Below are 14,474 nucleotides of genomic sequence, written 5' to 3'. Positions count from 1 at the left end.
TACAAAATACTCTTTATTAAGCTGACTATTATGGATCTGTCATTACTCTTTCGTTTTTACTTACTAAAGAATCGAATAAAAAAGCATTGTCGTAACTTGAGCATAGGAGTGTTATTTAGCTCTGTCAAAATTGCTTAACAGTTGTTTTGTTAGCGAATAAAATCCCTATATTGCTAAAGTCTAATGGTCAGTGGGAATAGCGAACGTCATTCTGTACCGATAGTAAGGTTACTTTAAGGTTCTCGTGCTAATGGGAACGGCTTTTGATAGACTGTCATGCTAAATGTGTGAAGCGAGATTTATGTTGGATAACGACTATTCATTACCGATATCATTTTCAATGGCAGCCCAGATCGGGTTAGAAGAAACCGTATTATTGACCTTTTTGAAGCAGCAGGCTTATCTCGTTGGCTCCAATGCTTTACGTGTTGAAATGAGCCGACTTAGTGTTCAGTTGCCGTTTTGGACAGTGCCTATGTTGATGCGATTGTTGGCGAATTTACAAATTAGCCAACTATTGAGCTTTCAGCGACAAGAAGAAATACTTGAGGTTCATTTAGCATCATCTCAAAAAGCGGCGCAAACCATTAAGCCAGCTGCAGAAGCGTCTTCTAAAGACGATTCCTTGATGAGCAAAATGGATCGGTTGCACAAAGCGTCTCGGGAGAAAACCGAAGAATTTACACCGCAGCCTAAAAGTTATCCTGCGAAGCAACCTGTTCGACAATACGAAGCACCATCACCGCCAGTAGTAAATGATCGTCGCGGTATCACGGATTTTGACTTGTATCTGGAGCAAAAAGAGCGAGCTCGACAACCAGATCAGTGGCAACCTGAAGAAGCGACGTTAGAGCAAATTGGCCAAGCTGGCATAGCCCGTGAATTCGCTTTGTCTTTGCAAACTGAGTTTTTGCTTAGAATCAAAGAGCAGCGGAAAAACGTCAGAACTTGGAACAGTGAATTTTTTAAATACGTAAAACGTCAGTGGCAATACAAACAATCGGATAGGTCTTCATATGAAGGAACCTCAGGCAGTACAAAATTTAATAAAACCTCTAGAGAGCAGGTTAGCGACGCCCTCAACAACATCCACGACACAGACTGGTGAGTATGGTTCTGGCAATCCTGGGTACAATAACTCGGGATATGCTAACGCTGGTAATACGAGTCGCGAATCGGGCCCAACAGAGGCTGAGCAGCAAACACGTATTTTGGTTAATATGCTGTTCGCCCGTTTTAAAGCCATTTACACTCATAAATTCGCCTCTGCTTACAGCACAACGGATGAGGTTAAGCTAGCTAAGCGCGAATGGGCGATTGCACTGAAAGGCTTCCAAGAGCCGTTGTTGGCTTACGCTGTAGAGCGTACGAAAGAAGAGCACACATGGCCGCCAACCATTGCCGACTTTTTGAAGCTGATTAATACCGCATATAAAGCTTATGGTTTACCTGATCCACGTGCAGCGTATCTTGAAGCCTGTACTTGCCGAACCGATCCTTTGCAATATAAATGGAGTCATAATGCGGTATTTTTTGCAGGCTCTCAGGCGGGTTGGTACAAATTAAAGTCCGAAGAAGAACGAGTAACTTGGCCTTTGTTTGAGCAAAGTTATTTGAAAATCGTTGATCGAGTGATTGCTGGCGAGCGCTTAGTGATCCCCAAAGTCATTATGATCGAAGACAAGCAAACGCTCAGTGTGAAAGATTTGTCTAGTAAAATTGCTAGTGATCTATCTGTAGATGAAGAGCAGATTGCGCCTTTACTCTATTACACCCAAAAAACACATGGGTCTGGCGTGCGAGCTCGTTATCGCGAAATTAGTCAAAAAAAGCTTTTAGAAATGGGATATAAAGAAAAACTGCCAGAATAACGGTGCGTTTCTTCTATTTGTTATATAACATAATTTTTTATTAGCAGGATGCTGTAGGCGCGATTTCATTCTGGGTACGATAGAAATCGACACGATGCGTAGGAAAGTTTTGGTGAGGTTGTTATGTTAAAAGTATTGATTGTTGACGACCATGACGTGGTTAGCCAAGGTATTAGTCGTGTATTACAGGATGTAAAAGGTGTTGAGGTAGTAGGTGTTGTGCACAGCGGCGAAGAGGCCATTATTCAGTCCAAGATATTATTGCCTGATATCATTTTGATGGACGTGCATATGCCGGGAATCGGCGGTTTAGGTGCAACGAAAGAAATAAAGCGCATTTTGCCGAAAACCAAGATCATTGCTTTGTCTGCGCTGGATGACAATTTATACCCAGTGAAACTATTGGAAGCGGGCGCGTCTGGTTATCTGACTAAAGGTACCAACACGTCAGAGCTATTAGAAGCCATTCAAATGGTGTCGAAAGGCGAGCATTATATTTCCAAGAGCATTGCTCAGAAAATGGCGTTGTCTAAGTTTTCAATCGATGGGCAAGGTTCACCATTGGGGCAGTTGTCAGACAGAGAGTTACAAGTGGCTCAAATGATCGTGGATTGCAAAAAATCTAACGAAATTGCCGAGCACTTAAATGTAAGCCCCAAAACCGTGAGTACTTACCGTACTCGTATTTTTACAAAGTTGAACATTGAAAGCGATGTCGAGCTGATTCACTTAGCGGTACGTTACAATGTGCTTGGTATGGGCTAGGCGAAAAACGAGGTTTGTTTGAGCCATTCAGAATTTGATCCGAAGCATTTTGTTAGCAACTTAACCACACGTCCAGGCGTTTATCGCATGTACGATGTAAAAGGTGAGTTGTTGTATGTCGGAAAAGCAAAAAATCTAAAAAATCGTGTCGCGAGTTATTTTCGCGTGACAGGATTAACGACCAAAACCATGGCCTTGGTTAGTCGTATTCACACCATCGAAATTGCTGTCACCAAAAGCGAAACGGAAGCACTGCTTCTAGAACAAACACTTATTAAACAACATCGTCCACCGTACAACATTCTGCTACGTGACGATAAATCTTACCCTTATATTTTATTATCTAATCACCATCATCCAGCTTTGCTGTTTCGTCGCGGTGATAAAACCGATAAAGGCACCTTGTTTGGCCCCTTTCCAAGCGGCAGCGCTGTAAAAGAAAGTTTGAATACCATGCAAAAGGTCTTCAAGGTGCGCCAGTGCGAAGACAGTACTTATTCGAATCGATCTCGACCTTGCCTGCAATATCAAATTAAACGTTGCTCAGGGCCTTGTGTGAACTTAATTAGCGATGAAGAATATGAGTTAGACGTTCGTCACGCCCGCATGTTTTTACAAGGTAAAGATCAAGAACTGACTGCCGAAATTACTACGCAAATGAGCGCCGCTGCCGCAGATATGGAGTTTGAGCGGGCCGCAGAGTTACGCGATCAAATTATTCAGCTCAAACACATCCAAGAGCAACAGCATGTCTATGGGCAAACGGGCGAAGCAGATGTTATTGCTTCTATTATACAGCCTGGCGGTTTGTGTGTTCATGTGATGATGATACGCAAAGGCAAAGTGGTTGGTAGTAAAAGTTACTACCCAAAAATGCCCATCGAAATCACAGAAGGCGAATTATTATCGTCTTTTATCGCTCAATTTTATCTTGGTGGTATTCAAGAGTTACCTAAGACGCTTATCATTAGTCACGAGCTAGAAGATGGCGATGCGCTGGTGGAAGGTATTTTTGAAACCACGCAGAAAAAAATTGAAGTACTTAGCAATGTAAGAGGTCAGCGTGCGCGTTGGCTTGAGCTAGCAAAACTCAACGCAGAGCAAGGCTTACAGGCGCGATTATCGGATAAGCGTAATCACTTTAGTCGTATAACCGCATTGCAAAAGTTGTTAGGCTTCTCTGAACCGCCAATGCACATGGAATGTTTTGATATTAGTCATTCTAGTGGCGAAGCAACTGTAGCGTCTTGTGTGGTGTTTGGGCCTGACGGACCGGATAAAAAACGCTATCGCTCCTTTAACATCGAAGGTGTTGAACCGGGTGATGATTACGGCGCCATGAAACAAGCGCTGACTCGACGTTACAAGCGAGTTAAAAGTGGCGAACTAGAAGCGCCAGACGTGTTGCTTATTGACGGTGGTAAAGGGCAATTAACGCAAGCGGAAGCGGTGTTAAAAGAGCTAGGTCTGGTCAATATCTTTTTATTGGGTGTGGCAAAAGGTGATACTCGTAAACCGGGTCTTGAAACCTTATATATCGGCTCCAAAGAAGATGAAGTAGTGTTGCCGCCAGATTCGGCAGCATTGCATTTGATTCAACATATTCGCGATGAAGCTCATAGGTTTGCGGTCAAGAGTCATCGCCGTAGACGAGACAAGAAACGTCGGCACTCGGTATTGGAAGATATTCCAGGTATCGGGCCAAATCGACGCAAAGAGCTGCTGACAGCCTTTGGCGGGTACCAAGAGTTGCTCTCAGCTAGTCAGGAAGATATTTCAAAGGTCAAAGGGATTAGTGCCAAAAAAGCGGAAGAAATTTATCTCTACCTTCATAAAAATTAAGCTTGGCTAGATGTTGGTGCATTTAGCGTAATAATTAGGAATAAGATGAACATACCAAATATATTAACTTCCGTGCGGATCTTCATGATCCCAATCTTGGTGGTTATTTACTACTTGCCGTGGGAAGGGCGCTATTACACCTGTGCGATTATTTTTGCCTTGGCAGCCATTACCGACTGGCTAGATGGCTACTTGGCAAGAAAGCTTGACCAAAGTACCGCGTTTGGAGCGTTTTTTGATCCAGTGGCCGACAAACTTATGGTATCGATTGCCTTAGTCTTATTAGTAGCAAGCTATTCTAATCCACTGCTGACGTTAGCCAGCGCTGTCATCGTCGGCCGCGAGATCGTTATTTCGGCATTGCGTGAATGGATGGCAGAAATGGGCAAGCGCGCCAGCGTAGCGGTTTCATACATTGGCAAACTGAAAACCACCATGCAGATGCTGGCTATTTTCATCTTGCTAGGAAGTCGACCAGACACCATGGTCGCTCATGTGGGAGAGATGGTACTCATTGCTGCAGCCTTGCTAACCCTTTGGTCTATGTATATTTACTTAAAAGCGGCTTGGCCTGAACTAATGTCCAAAGAGTCGAACAAAAACTAAACAGATTTAAAAAAAGTGCCTAAGTTAGCTATTTATTTGGATTTTTTTCTTGACGTGAAAGCTCAAATACATAGAATAGGCACCGTCTTTTGAGACGCGGGAATAGCTCAGTGGTAGAGCACAACCTTGCCAAGGTTGGGGTCGCGAGTTCGAGCCTCGTTTCCCGCTCCAATCAAAAGATGTATCTGATAGAAGGCCGGATGGCAGAGTGGTCATGCAGCGGACTGCAACTCCGTGAACGCCGGTTCGATTCCGACTCCGGCCTCCAAAATCAGATATGCCCGGGTGGTGAAATTGGTAGACACACAAGACTTAAAATCTTGCGCTGAATAAGCGTACCGGTTCGATTCCGGTCCCGGGCACCATTTATGGTGCCTTTTTTTATGCCTGCACTTTCTTATCTTGCTCAATCCCTTTAAATATCTACTCTCCAGCATTTTCTTAGTGTTGCTTCAAATTGTAAGCTTTTCCGCTTATATGCTATCTTTTCTGAAATTCTGCACCGAAACTGCACCGCACATTGCACCGGAGAATATTCAGTGGCGTCTATTTTTAAAACCGATGATGGATCATGGCGCGCTCAAGTGAGCGTGAAAGGTAAGCGTAAGACGAAGCGTGGCTTCTCTACAAAGCGCGACGCACAAGCGTGGGCGTCTGAATTAGAGCGTGAAGCCAAAGAAAGCACCTCTTCTGATATTCCAGATCGTCCTTTTAGTGAAGCGCTAGAACGCTACCGTGATACGGTCAGTGTGACCAAGCGTGGTCAAAAATTTGAAATCCGAAGAATAGAACGTTGGTTGGGCAAAAACGTCGACGAACCAGCAGACCCGCTTTGCTTTTTTTCCCTTCAAGACCTTCAATCAAAACACTTTGCCGAATGGCGAGACAGACGCCTACAAAAAGTAGCCGTTGGCACTGTGTTACGTGAATGGACCGTGCTTTCTTCTATTTGTAGCCAATGTGCGAAGGAATGGGGCTGGTTGAAAGAAAACCCAATGACAAGGGTGAAGCGTCCCAAAGAACCAGAAGCGAGAACAAGACGGCTGTTGCCTGGCGAATTTGAACAACTGATGATCGCCACACAATACAACATAGACATACCACCAGAATCCAAAAGCGAGCGCATCGGCGCGGCCATCGTCTTTGCCATAGAAACCGCTATGCGTGCCGGTGAAATTTGCGGCATAACATGGGAAGACGTGAATATAGAAAGACGCACTGTTCACCTACCCAAAACAAAGAACGGTAACCCTCGTACCGTGCCGCTATCCACCACAGCGGTGAAAGTGTTGGAAAAGCTCAAAACACTAGATGACTGCAAGCTGAAAGCCTTTAACTTAAAGTCAGATTCGCTTGATGTGAATTTCAGAAAGATACGTAACAAGTGCTTAATAGACGATCTTCACTTTCATGACCTAAGACGGGAAGCATTAACCCGACTAGCCACCAAAGTGGACGTACTTAACCTAGCGAAAATATCAGGCCATACAGACCTAAGAATCCTGCAGCGGGTTTACTACGCACCAGATATGGGTGACATAGCCTTGATGCTGGACTAGTTGGCGCCATCGTGTATGTATTCATAATTATCAAACAATTGCTTATAAGGTTTTTGTAAAGTAATATTTGCACGCTTTTCACTCAGTTCGACAATTGTGGAAGTTTGCCTCATTCAATGCCCAGCCATTGAATTTTAATAAATGGATATTAATATAAAGTAAGTTAGGTATGGCAAAAGCTCCAAAAAAATCATCACAAAAAGTTACTTGGGCTCATGCCTTTAGAGATATCGTTTCGAAAGCAATGGATAGAGGTCAATTATTTCCTCTGTTTTTCTTCATCGGTGCTTTGACTTTAATTTTTAAAATGCCAGAAGAGCATGTATATGATGCCTTTTTAAGTGTTCTTTCAGGATTTAAAGATTTTTCCTTGATCGGTTGGTTAGGAATGGGGCTTGTATCTATACTTTGGGCTGGTCATGCAAGAGCTATGAGAAGAAGTCACAGCTCAGAATACAAAAGAATTGGAATTGAAAAATCAAGACTGCAACAGCAGCAAGTCAACAATGGGCTTGGCTCTAGCGAAAGTCGCTAGAAGACAGTCTATTTAGTAGGGAGAAAGTATTATGCAATATTTAGGGGTTATCGCCTTTATCTTATGTGTAGTGCATTATATATATCAGGCTGTAATTCTACCGAGCTACAGACAATCAGCTCGAGATAGGTTGTTTGTGTTGAGAGATAATCTAAGAGCTCAATACATAAACGTACAGCATACCGAAAACAAAACAACGCTTCGGGCTTTTAAAGAAGTTGATGATGTAATCAATCGTTCATTAAATAGATTGCATCTTTTGACATTTTCAAACTTTGTTAGGGCAATGCTTGATGCCAAGCATAATAATGTTGAATATGAAGAGTCTCTTAGAAGATTTCATGCATTATTAGATAATTCGCACGATAAGACTCCAGGTCTTATTGTGAAAGACGTTAATAACGTTCTTAGAGATGTTTTTATGGTTAACACAATCATGATGTCTCTGTACCTGCTTCCTTTTGTTATTGTTGTGAAGTTAGTAGGGGTTATTTATGACAAGGTTAAGAGAAGAACAAACGAAATGTTAGAGTTTTGTATGGTTGCAAAGCCTTCTGCTATAAATAGTTCGCTGTTTACTGATAAGTCTAGAATTGCTATGTGATCAAAATATTTTGATTCATTAAAAAAACCGCCCAAGTGGCGGTTTTTTTGTGCCTGGCGTTTGGTTCGACTAGCGCAAAAGAGCAAAACAATTTACTGTAAAGGAAATGACAACAATATGAAGCAATCATACACTCAGATTACAGTGCAACTACGCTAGAAAAGCGCAGCATGTCACATCAGTAGTACAAGGGAAGTTATGGCTAACAACAATACAGGACGTGTCTTCGGCCATATTCCTAGTCAAATTTTTAAAGACCGTGCCGAACTTGCAGAAGCCGCCCACATCAAACCACTAGGCCAACCACACAACGGGCCGGATGTAGAAAGTAACATCCTCTGCCTTTGTCCTAATCACCACGTACTGTTTGATAACGGCGGGTTCACTATTGCTGATGATCTAAAGCTAATCGGCTTAGAGGGCAAATTGAAGACAGTAAAAAAGCACACAGTTGATCTAGCGTTCATCCAGTACCACCGAGAGCACTATCAAGTGAAAGAATAATCTATTGATTAATGTATCTAAAATGATTAACAGGTCAGGGTTACGTTTCCTCTGTTCCTATTTATTAAAAATGAGTGATTACATAAATGATTAAAGACACATTAAACTCTTTGAAAGGCGTGCTCTATGAGCGAATCAGTAGCCCGCTTTGGGGGACGTATTTCGTAGCATGGGTTTTATATAATTGGGAGATTGTATTAATTTTTTTTGGCGGGTCATCGATAAAAGGTAATGAGGCTGAATTAATAAAGGCATATTTATATAGTGAGGATGGATTTAATTATAGTGTTGTTTTTTTTCCTTTATGTATGACTGTTACTTTACTTGCACTCGTGCCTATTTTTCAAACATTATATTTTGTTTATTCAGAGTTTATTAAAATGTTAGGTAAGACCCGTAGAGATAGGTTTGAATCGAATACACGTCTTACTATAGAGCAAAGTAATGAGCTAAGAAGAAGAATAATAAATATAAGTGCGTCTAGCCAAGAGATTACATCTTTTCAAGATCAAGAAATCAATAGTCTTAAAGATAGTATAAAGAACCTACAGTCTTCCCTCGACTCAACGGAGCCAAATGAAGAGCTGGAAAGGCTTACGCAGCAATTAAATGAAATGAAAAGAGCGAATGCAGAAATTTCTGCTAATTTAACTGAAATTAAAACACAAGAAATCAAAGATAGAATTGATTATAGCGTTGATGCAGTAGATATTGAGACAGCCTTTGCCCGTATTACTGGTGAAAAAATTGGAGCTAGAGGGCTTTTTCATGATGCCGATGTTTTCAGAGGTGGTAGAGTTTCCGATATATCAAAGGCTTTAGGTGCTGCAATAGAAGCTATCGAAACAAGGGTGGAGGAATTAGCTTGGTCTGAAAATGATAAAAAATCGGGTGAAATCGGAGCTCAAACTCAAGTGGCAATATCACAACTAAAAGCAATTGTTAAGTATATGGAAAATCATGAACGATTGGAGCCTCATGATTATCATTGGTCAATTGTTGCTAGTTTATTTACTATCATTAATGCGTTGTTAACAACAGCTGAAAGACAAAAAAATAAAATGAGAGAGATAAGTTACAAACTTAGTGACGTAATTAGTAAGAGTGAAGCTGATGTGAAAAAGAGATCGAATGTATCTAAAAACCTTGATTCTCTCTACAGGCGTTAGTGGATTGTGTAATTAACTCTTCTATTATTACAACCTAGCAAAAATTTTTACTGTGAAAAAATCAGATTAAAGGAGTAGTCATGGACAGTTCAACACCAAACTACGCACTTGCCAGTAACAAGAAAAAAGCCATCTACTCTTTGAAGGGGATTTTACAAGGGGTGGTTGCTGATACAGCATTGAACACGATGGAGGCGCTTTACCTCAATACTTGGTTGTTGGACTCCAAGCCCTTGCGCAATGATCCAGACGCATTGGACTTGCTTGATTTAATCAGTGACGCTTTGGTGGATGGTCAGTTTTCCAAGGAAGAGTTGGACGACCTAAACGCACTCATTACCGATATCATCGAGTCTCGATCCTATGAAGACGTCACCGCTTCGGACTACCTAAACGAATTTCTAGGGCTAATCAGTGGTATCGTGTCAGATGACCAAATAAATGAAGACGAATTTGCCTACCTCATCGAATGGCTAAATCAGCATGCCGACCTAATCGAAGACGCCACCGTAAAAAGTGTAGTAGAGAAAATGATCGAGTTTTCAAAGCTTGAGCAGATCACGCCATCCGATGAAGAAGCCTTAGTGTCTTTCCTAAAGCAGACGGCGGGTATTCGGTTTTTAGAGACTGGAGCAGTCGACGTACACCCGATGGACCACATCGCAGACAGCATAGAATTCATGAACCACGAGCGTGCGGCCATTTGTTTTACCGGTGTATTCAATACAGGCACCCGCAAAGAAGTAGAAGCGATTGCCATCAAGCTGGGCGCTACGCCTCGCAAAGACCCGAGCAAGTCAATTCATTACGTGGTGATTGGTTCTCAAGTGTCGCCAGATTGGAAACACACCAGCTTTGGCCGCAAGATACAAAAGGCGATAGAGCTAAGAGACGTCGGGCATCCGCTTATTATTTTAACGGAACAAGAATGGGTTAGGTTTATTTAGTCTATTATCAATTGTTAATAAGTCATGCTTGTACAAGGCATTTAATTAGGAGAAGAGCAGAATAATAAATTAAATTGACTTTTATCCCATTCATTATAATGTGTGTATAAGGAATATTATGAGTAATAATGGAATAGCGAAAATTCAGCATTATGTGCCGCAGTTTCTTTTGAAGAACTTCACGCATAAAAAAAATCAAGTTTATGTTTTTGATAAAAAAATGGTCGAATATTTCCTTCTAATACCAAAAATGTTGCAAGTGAAAATGGTTTTTATAATTTCACATTAGAAAATGGTGGTAAATACACATGGGAAGTTGCATTATCAGAATTAGAAGGCAAAGCGTCGCTGATTATAGAAAAAATCATAGATGATAAAAGCTTAAATGGCTTATCCGATGAGCAAAGGTTTTCGTTAGCACTTTTTTTAGCAGTACAGTTCGTTAGGACTAAAGATGTAAGAGAATATTTTAAAGATATGGTGCTTAAAATTTCAGGAGAAATTTCATCTAGATTTGGCGATATGCATAATCTATTTTCTGAGGATTGCATTAAAGATATTGTTTCTGATGAGTCTTTAAAGCGCTATACCGCAGAATCCTTATCTGATGTGAAAGAGACATACTTACCTCACTTTTTAAATAAAATTTGGACGTTGTATGAGGCGCCAAAAGGAGAAAGCTTTTATATTGGAGATAACCCTGTATCAATGTTTAATTTTTTGCCGAGTCACCAATTTGGTGGGAGTAATATTGGTTTGGCTCTTAAAGGGATAGAAATATATTTGCCTATTTCAAGTAAGTATTCTATAGCCTTACTTTGCCCTCAAATGATTTCTGATTTAGCTGGTAAAGTGAAAGTTGCTCGTAGTCAAAATAGTGTTATGTTTGACAGGGAAGAAATTAATAAAAAAGTCTCGGAGACAGAAAAATTGTTATCTAATATATTGTCTGGAAATGCACATAAAATAGACCCTGAGAATGTAACTCATTGTAATAGCCTTCAGGTAATGTATTCGAATTCATATGTATTTAGTTCAATGAAAAATTTTAATTTAGCAATAAAAATGATCAAAGATGATGAAAGATATAAAGAAGGGGGGAGAGGACAAGTTTTTTAGATTTTTTACATGAACTTTTCTATATGTAGAAAATATTTATTATATTTAATAATTGACTGTGTTTAAGTGAGAATATTTGTGTTTTTTTTTTGATTTAATTGAGTCTGTTTATTTTCCATCGGCTATATATATTACTGCTTTTGTTTTTATTATGTGGCTTCCGCGCATGTTATATGTAAGTAGTAATGGGGTGAAAAGAGATATTAAGAAGATGCTGAGAGTTAGTATTGGTGTAAATAAATTAATCTATTCACCAGCTTTTGGTGTGTTTTTCGTTTGTTGTAATATTTTTATATTTTACAAATACGACCTTTTGTTATGGATGATAGGCTTGGGAATTAGTGTAAGCCTTATGATTGTTGGAAAGAAGATAGGACAGCTAGTTTTTATTATATATCGAGGAATGTATTTGGCTTTTGATAATAATAAAACTGCTTATGTTCATTTAAGAGGTAAAACTCTTATGGCTTACAAGTCATTCAATAGAGATAAGTTGTTTAATGTTTTACTTACTTTTCCTGTGGATCGGGTGGTATTTAGTAGCCATTTATTTGTAAATGATGATCGTTTATCTGAGAAGTACAATGAAAAAGCTACCAAACTTAGATCTAAAATTGAAACTCATTTTGAAGAAATTGGAGGGTGGGGAGAGCCTAAATATTTACTCAAAAATATGGGTGTTTTTATAAGAATGGGGTTGTTGTTGGAATCCTTCTGGCGTCGGGGGCTGAATAAAATAACAAAGAAAGATTTGTTTATACCTGAAGTTATTTTGAATAAAGAGTTAGAAATTGTTTTTGAAAAGCTTTGATAAAAAACCGCCCTTTGGCGGTTTTTTTGTGTCTGTTGTAAATCAACTCAATGCGTCATTTTCTGAGCCAGTGCCTAGGACATTACGTCGCTGGCGACCCAACGCCAGTTGGTGTTTTGATATTCAATACGTCTCATTTTCCGAGTGAACCGAAACCGAGGTTGAGCCGTCGAAGGCGGTGTCGATGTTGAAGGTGATCGGGCGGCAGCAGACTTGGCAGTCTTCTATGTATTCTTGGCTTTCATCTAGCACTTCTATCACGACGTCGATGCTTTCGCCGCAGTAGGGGCATGAAATGTCTGTCTCTAGTAGTTCGATCATTTGCACCTCTCATCGCACTTTAAAGCGTTTAAAATTACCTATAATTTAATCATAGGTGATAATTGGTCTGCTAGCTTGCGGGTTGATCCCCTTATTTGTATACCTTTTGTATGAAAATCCACACTTTTATCGATCTGCTTTCACGCTCTTTGTGCAACACTGTTATGATTTGAGCTTCTAAGGTGAGGTGCTGTCATGATCAATTCTATTAAATACTTATCCGTTTTAGCGTTACCTGTGTTGTTGTTTGGTTGTTCTTCTGGGTCTCATGTGGTTACAGGGCAGCAGATGCCAGAGCTTGAAGTAGAGCAAGTAACCATATTCGAACAAGCGCCAGCGTTTGATTATAAAGTGATTGGTACGGTGAGTGCTTCTAGTGATAACGGCTTTACGGAAGATTCTAGAAAAGAAAAAGCCACTCAAGAGTTGAAAGAGCAAGCTGCTAAAATAGGCGCGAATGGGGTGATTTTAGATGAAGTCACGCAGTTGTCTTTTAGGCGTTTAGGAACGGGCGTTGGTGTTAGTGCTGGTAGTGGTGGTGGAATAGGAACGTCTATTGGCTCGAGCTTTTCGTTCCCGACTACCGAGGCGAAAGGAACGGCAATTTATTACGAGACTGAGTTAACAAAATAACTCGGCGTTTATAAATGCTGTCATGAGTTTTTTAAATGCTTGCGATAATATTTTGTTGTTACCCTCTGACTACATAAACAGATACACTTGCTTTTAGTAAGCAGAGAAAATTGATTGAGAGAGCGTTATGTCAGAGTTTGAAGAAAAGGCAAAAGGTCGTCTTACGACTAGGACGGTTGCTATGCCGGGAGATACTAATCCAGCAGGTGATATTTTTGGTGGTTGGGTGGTATCGCAAATGGACATCGCGGCTGGTATATGTGCGGGTCAGCGTGCTCAATCTCGTGTAGTGACGGTTGCCTTGGATGGCATGAGTTTTATTCGCCCCGTAAAAGTTGGTGATATTTTAGGTGTTTATACTAGAGTTGAATCGGTTGGTCGTACGTCTATGAATATTCTAGTGGAAGCTTGGGTGCGTCGTGGCCGTATTGGTCAGCGCGAAAAAGTAACAGAAGGCATGTTCAAGTTTGTTGCGATTGATGAGTCTGGGGCGTCGACACCGATACCGAAAGAAGAAGATCTACCTGATTATGTAATGCATGGATTTGACGATTGATCATTGATTAATTGTTGTTGCATTGCTCGACTTGCTGATGCTTGCTAAAAAATAGATTTTTTTAGTGAGTATTGGTTTGGTTTTGAATGATGTAGAGGGCTTTAATTGCGTTGATTGAAGGGAGTGGAAGCCGAGAGCAAAAAAAAAGCGCTTACCGAAGTAAGCGCTTTTTTAACGTTGGTACCAGTAGGCGGACTCGAACCGCCACACCCGAAGGCAACGGATTTTGAATTCCTCGAGCCAGATAAGATTTAGTCATATCTACAAAGATAGATTACAACTTGATTACCAGTGTAAAAGGTAATTCATCCGACCTTAAAGCCCACATGATACACACATCGAAGTTTGTCCCTGAATGGGTATGACACTATACCAGCCTTAGAGGATGTGAGGAAGCTTATGTGATACTTACCTAGGAAAGCTACGATTAAGGTTTTTGAAGACTGTTTAATTTTTTCTTGCGAAGAGTCGCATATTTATCCCCCCCTTTTTTTTAAACGGGCTAACTTCTATAAGCTCGAATTGTCTTTTATCCAGTAGGTTTAAATTGTATATTGTTCCGGTCAAAATTGGTCGAAATTGGTCAAAATAATCGATTTTAAGGCTTTACATTGAGGTTTTATTAAAATACT

15 protein-coding genes, 3 tRNA genes and 1 pseudogene are annotated in these 14,474 nt (G+C 40.5%); 18 read left to right on the top strand and 1 reads right to left on the bottom strand.

What is annotated here, in order from left to right:
- Window positions 1–301 precede the first annotated feature (301 nt).
- The 16 genes and pseudogenes from CYL31_RS15045 (at window position 302) to CYL31_RS14965 (ending at window position 12,332) form a co-directional block, all read left to right on the top strand.
- Window positions 302–1,108 (top strand): DnaT-like ssDNA-binding domain-containing protein, encoded by an 807-nt coding sequence (locus CYL31_RS15045; RefSeq protein ID WP_212915997.1) that lies wholly within the window; start codon window positions 302–304, stop codon window positions 1,106–1,108.
- Window positions 1,017–1,871: a replication protein P gene (locus CYL31_RS15040; protein ID WP_249411602.1), complete on the top strand. Its 855-nt coding sequence runs from the start codon at window positions 1,017–1,019 to the stop codon at window positions 1,869–1,871. Before CYL31_RS15045 ends, CYL31_RS15040 begins: the two co-directional genes overlap by 92 nt.
- A 123-nt stretch (window positions 1,872–1,994) precedes the next feature.
- On the top strand, window positions 1,995–2,636 hold the full coding sequence (locus CYL31_RS15035; protein ID WP_212915996.1) for a response regulator: 642 nt from the start codon (window positions 1,995–1,997) through the stop codon (window positions 2,634–2,636).
- 18 nt (window positions 2,637–2,654) lie between these two features.
- Window positions 2,655–4,478 (top strand): excinuclease ABC subunit UvrC, encoded by a 1,824-nt coding sequence (gene uvrC / locus CYL31_RS15030; protein ID WP_212915995.1) that lies wholly within the window; start codon window positions 2,655–2,657, stop codon window positions 4,476–4,478.
- A gap of 45 nt (window positions 4,479–4,523) precedes the next feature.
- Window positions 4,524–5,084: a CDP-diacylglycerol--glycerol-3-phosphate 3-phosphatidyltransferase gene (gene pgsA, locus CYL31_RS15025; RefSeq protein WP_212915994.1), complete on the top strand. Its 561-nt coding sequence runs from the start codon at window positions 4,524–4,526 to the stop codon at window positions 5,082–5,084.
- A gap of 96 nt (window positions 5,085–5,180) precedes the next feature.
- Window positions 5,181–5,255: transfer RNA gene (locus CYL31_RS15020), tRNA-Gly, on the top strand.
- A gap of 23 nt (window positions 5,256–5,278) precedes the next feature.
- A tRNA-Cys gene (locus CYL31_RS15015) sits at window positions 5,279–5,352 on the top strand.
- 11 nt (window positions 5,353–5,363) lie between these two features.
- Window positions 5,364–5,449 (top strand) — tRNA-Leu (locus CYL31_RS15010).
- Between the two features lie 174 nt (window positions 5,450–5,623).
- Window positions 5,624–6,643, top strand: a complete 1,020-nt coding sequence (locus CYL31_RS15005; RefSeq protein WP_212915993.1) for a tyrosine-type recombinase/integrase — start codon at window positions 5,624–5,626, stop codon at window positions 6,641–6,643.
- 169 nt (window positions 6,644–6,812) lie between these two features.
- Window positions 6,813–7,178, top strand: coding sequence for a hypothetical protein (locus tag CYL31_RS15000; RefSeq protein WP_212915992.1), 366 nt, complete (start codon window positions 6,813–6,815; stop codon window positions 7,176–7,178).
- A gap of 31 nt (window positions 7,179–7,209) precedes the next feature.
- Entirely contained in the window at window positions 7,210–7,782 is a 573-nt protein-coding gene (locus CYL31_RS14995) for a hypothetical protein (protein WP_212915991.1), read from the top strand.
- A 198-nt stretch (window positions 7,783–7,980) separates the two neighbouring features.
- On the top strand, window positions 7,981–8,286 hold the full coding sequence (locus tag CYL31_RS14990) for an HNH endonuclease (protein ID WP_212915990.1): 306 nt from the start codon (window positions 7,981–7,983) through the stop codon (window positions 8,284–8,286).
- 86 nt (window positions 8,287–8,372) lie between these two features.
- A complete protein-coding gene (locus CYL31_RS14985) occupies window positions 8,373–9,455 on the top strand; it encodes a hypothetical protein (RefSeq protein ID WP_212915989.1) in 1,083 nt (360 codons plus the stop codon).
- Between the two features lie 80 nt (window positions 9,456–9,535).
- Window positions 9,536–10,402: a BRCT domain-containing protein gene (locus CYL31_RS14980; RefSeq protein ID WP_212915988.1), complete on the top strand. Its 867-nt coding sequence runs from the start codon at window positions 9,536–9,538 to the stop codon at window positions 10,400–10,402.
- Window positions 10,403–10,520: 118 nt separating this feature from the next.
- Window positions 10,521–11,521, top strand: a pseudogene (locus tag CYL31_RS14970) (DUF4238 domain-containing protein).
- 166 nt (window positions 11,522–11,687) lie between these two features.
- Window positions 11,688–12,332 carry a hypothetical protein gene (locus tag CYL31_RS14965; protein WP_212915986.1) on the top strand — a complete coding sequence of 215 codons (645 nt, stop codon included), beginning with the start codon at window positions 11,688–11,690 and terminating at the stop codon, window positions 12,330–12,332.
- Between the two features lie 123 nt (window positions 12,333–12,455).
- Here CYL31_RS14965 and CYL31_RS14960 read toward each other — a convergent pair whose 3' ends face one another.
- Window positions 12,456–12,653 (bottom strand): CPXCG motif-containing cysteine-rich protein, encoded by a 198-nt coding sequence (locus tag CYL31_RS14960; protein ID WP_212915985.1) that lies wholly within the window; start codon window positions 12,651–12,653, stop codon window positions 12,456–12,458.
- A gap of 195 nt (window positions 12,654–12,848) precedes the next feature.
- On the opposite strand from CYL31_RS14960, the gene CYL31_RS14955 reads away from it, so the two are divergent.
- Together CYL31_RS14955 and CYL31_RS14950 are read left to right on the top strand one after the other, a co-directional pair.
- The gene (locus CYL31_RS14955; protein WP_212915984.1) at window positions 12,849–13,286 is read left to right on the top strand and encodes a DUF4156 domain-containing protein; all 438 of its coding nucleotides are present in this window, start codon (window positions 12,849–12,851) and stop codon (window positions 13,284–13,286) included.
- A 127-nt stretch (window positions 13,287–13,413) separates the two neighbouring features.
- Window positions 13,414–13,842: an acyl-CoA thioesterase gene (locus CYL31_RS14950; protein WP_113916532.1), complete on the top strand. Its 429-nt coding sequence runs from the start codon at window positions 13,414–13,416 to the stop codon at window positions 13,840–13,842.
- Window positions 13,843–14,474: the final 632 nt, after the last annotated feature.

Source organism: Marinomonas sp. A3A, from assembly GCF_018336955.1.
In the GTDB taxonomy this organism is placed as follows: Bacteria; Pseudomonadota; Gammaproteobacteria; order Pseudomonadales; family Marinomonadaceae; genus Marinomonas; species Marinomonas lutimaris.
The sequence above is the reverse complement of the archived record's forward strand: the minus strand, read 5'-3'. Positions and strand labels throughout refer to the sequence as shown.

Coding starts and splice junctions, on each gene's coding strand:
- CYL31_RS15000 (WP_212915992.1), top strand. CDS start 6,813: ATGGCAAAAGCTCCAAAAAAATCATCACAAAAAGTTACTTGGGCTCAT.
- CYL31_RS14950 (WP_113916532.1), top strand. CDS start 13,414: ATGTCAGAGTTTGAAGAAAAGGCAAAAGGTCGTCTTACGACTAGGACG.
- CYL31_RS14985 (WP_212915989.1), top strand. CDS start 8,373: ATGATTAAAGACACATTAAACTCTTTGAAAGGCGTGCTCTATGAGCGA.
- CYL31_RS14965 (WP_212915986.1), top strand. CDS start 11,688: ATGTTATATGTAAGTAGTAATGGGGTGAAAAGAGATATTAAGAAGATG.
- CYL31_RS15040 (WP_249411602.1), top strand. CDS start 1,017: ATGAAGGAACCTCAGGCAGTACAAAATTTAATAAAACCTCTAGAGAGC.
- CYL31_RS14980 (WP_212915988.1), top strand. CDS start 9,536: ATGGACAGTTCAACACCAAACTACGCACTTGCCAGTAACAAGAAAAAA.
- CYL31_RS14995 (WP_212915991.1), top strand. CDS start 7,210: ATGCAATATTTAGGGGTTATCGCCTTTATCTTATGTGTAGTGCATTAT.
- pgsA (WP_212915994.1), top strand. CDS start 4,524: ATGAACATACCAAATATATTAACTTCCGTGCGGATCTTCATGATCCCA.
- CYL31_RS14990 (WP_212915990.1), top strand. CDS start 7,981: ATGGCTAACAACAATACAGGACGTGTCTTCGGCCATATTCCTAGTCAA.
- CYL31_RS15045 (WP_212915997.1), top strand. CDS start 302: ATGTTGGATAACGACTATTCATTACCGATATCATTTTCAATGGCAGCC.
- CYL31_RS14955 (WP_212915984.1), top strand. CDS start 12,849: ATGATCAATTCTATTAAATACTTATCCGTTTTAGCGTTACCTGTGTTG.
- CYL31_RS15035 (WP_212915996.1), top strand. CDS start 1,995: ATGTTAAAAGTATTGATTGTTGACGACCATGACGTGGTTAGCCAAGGT.
- CYL31_RS14960 (WP_212915985.1), bottom strand. CDS start 12,653: ATGATCGAACTACTAGAGACAGACATTTCATGCCCCTACTGCGGCGAA.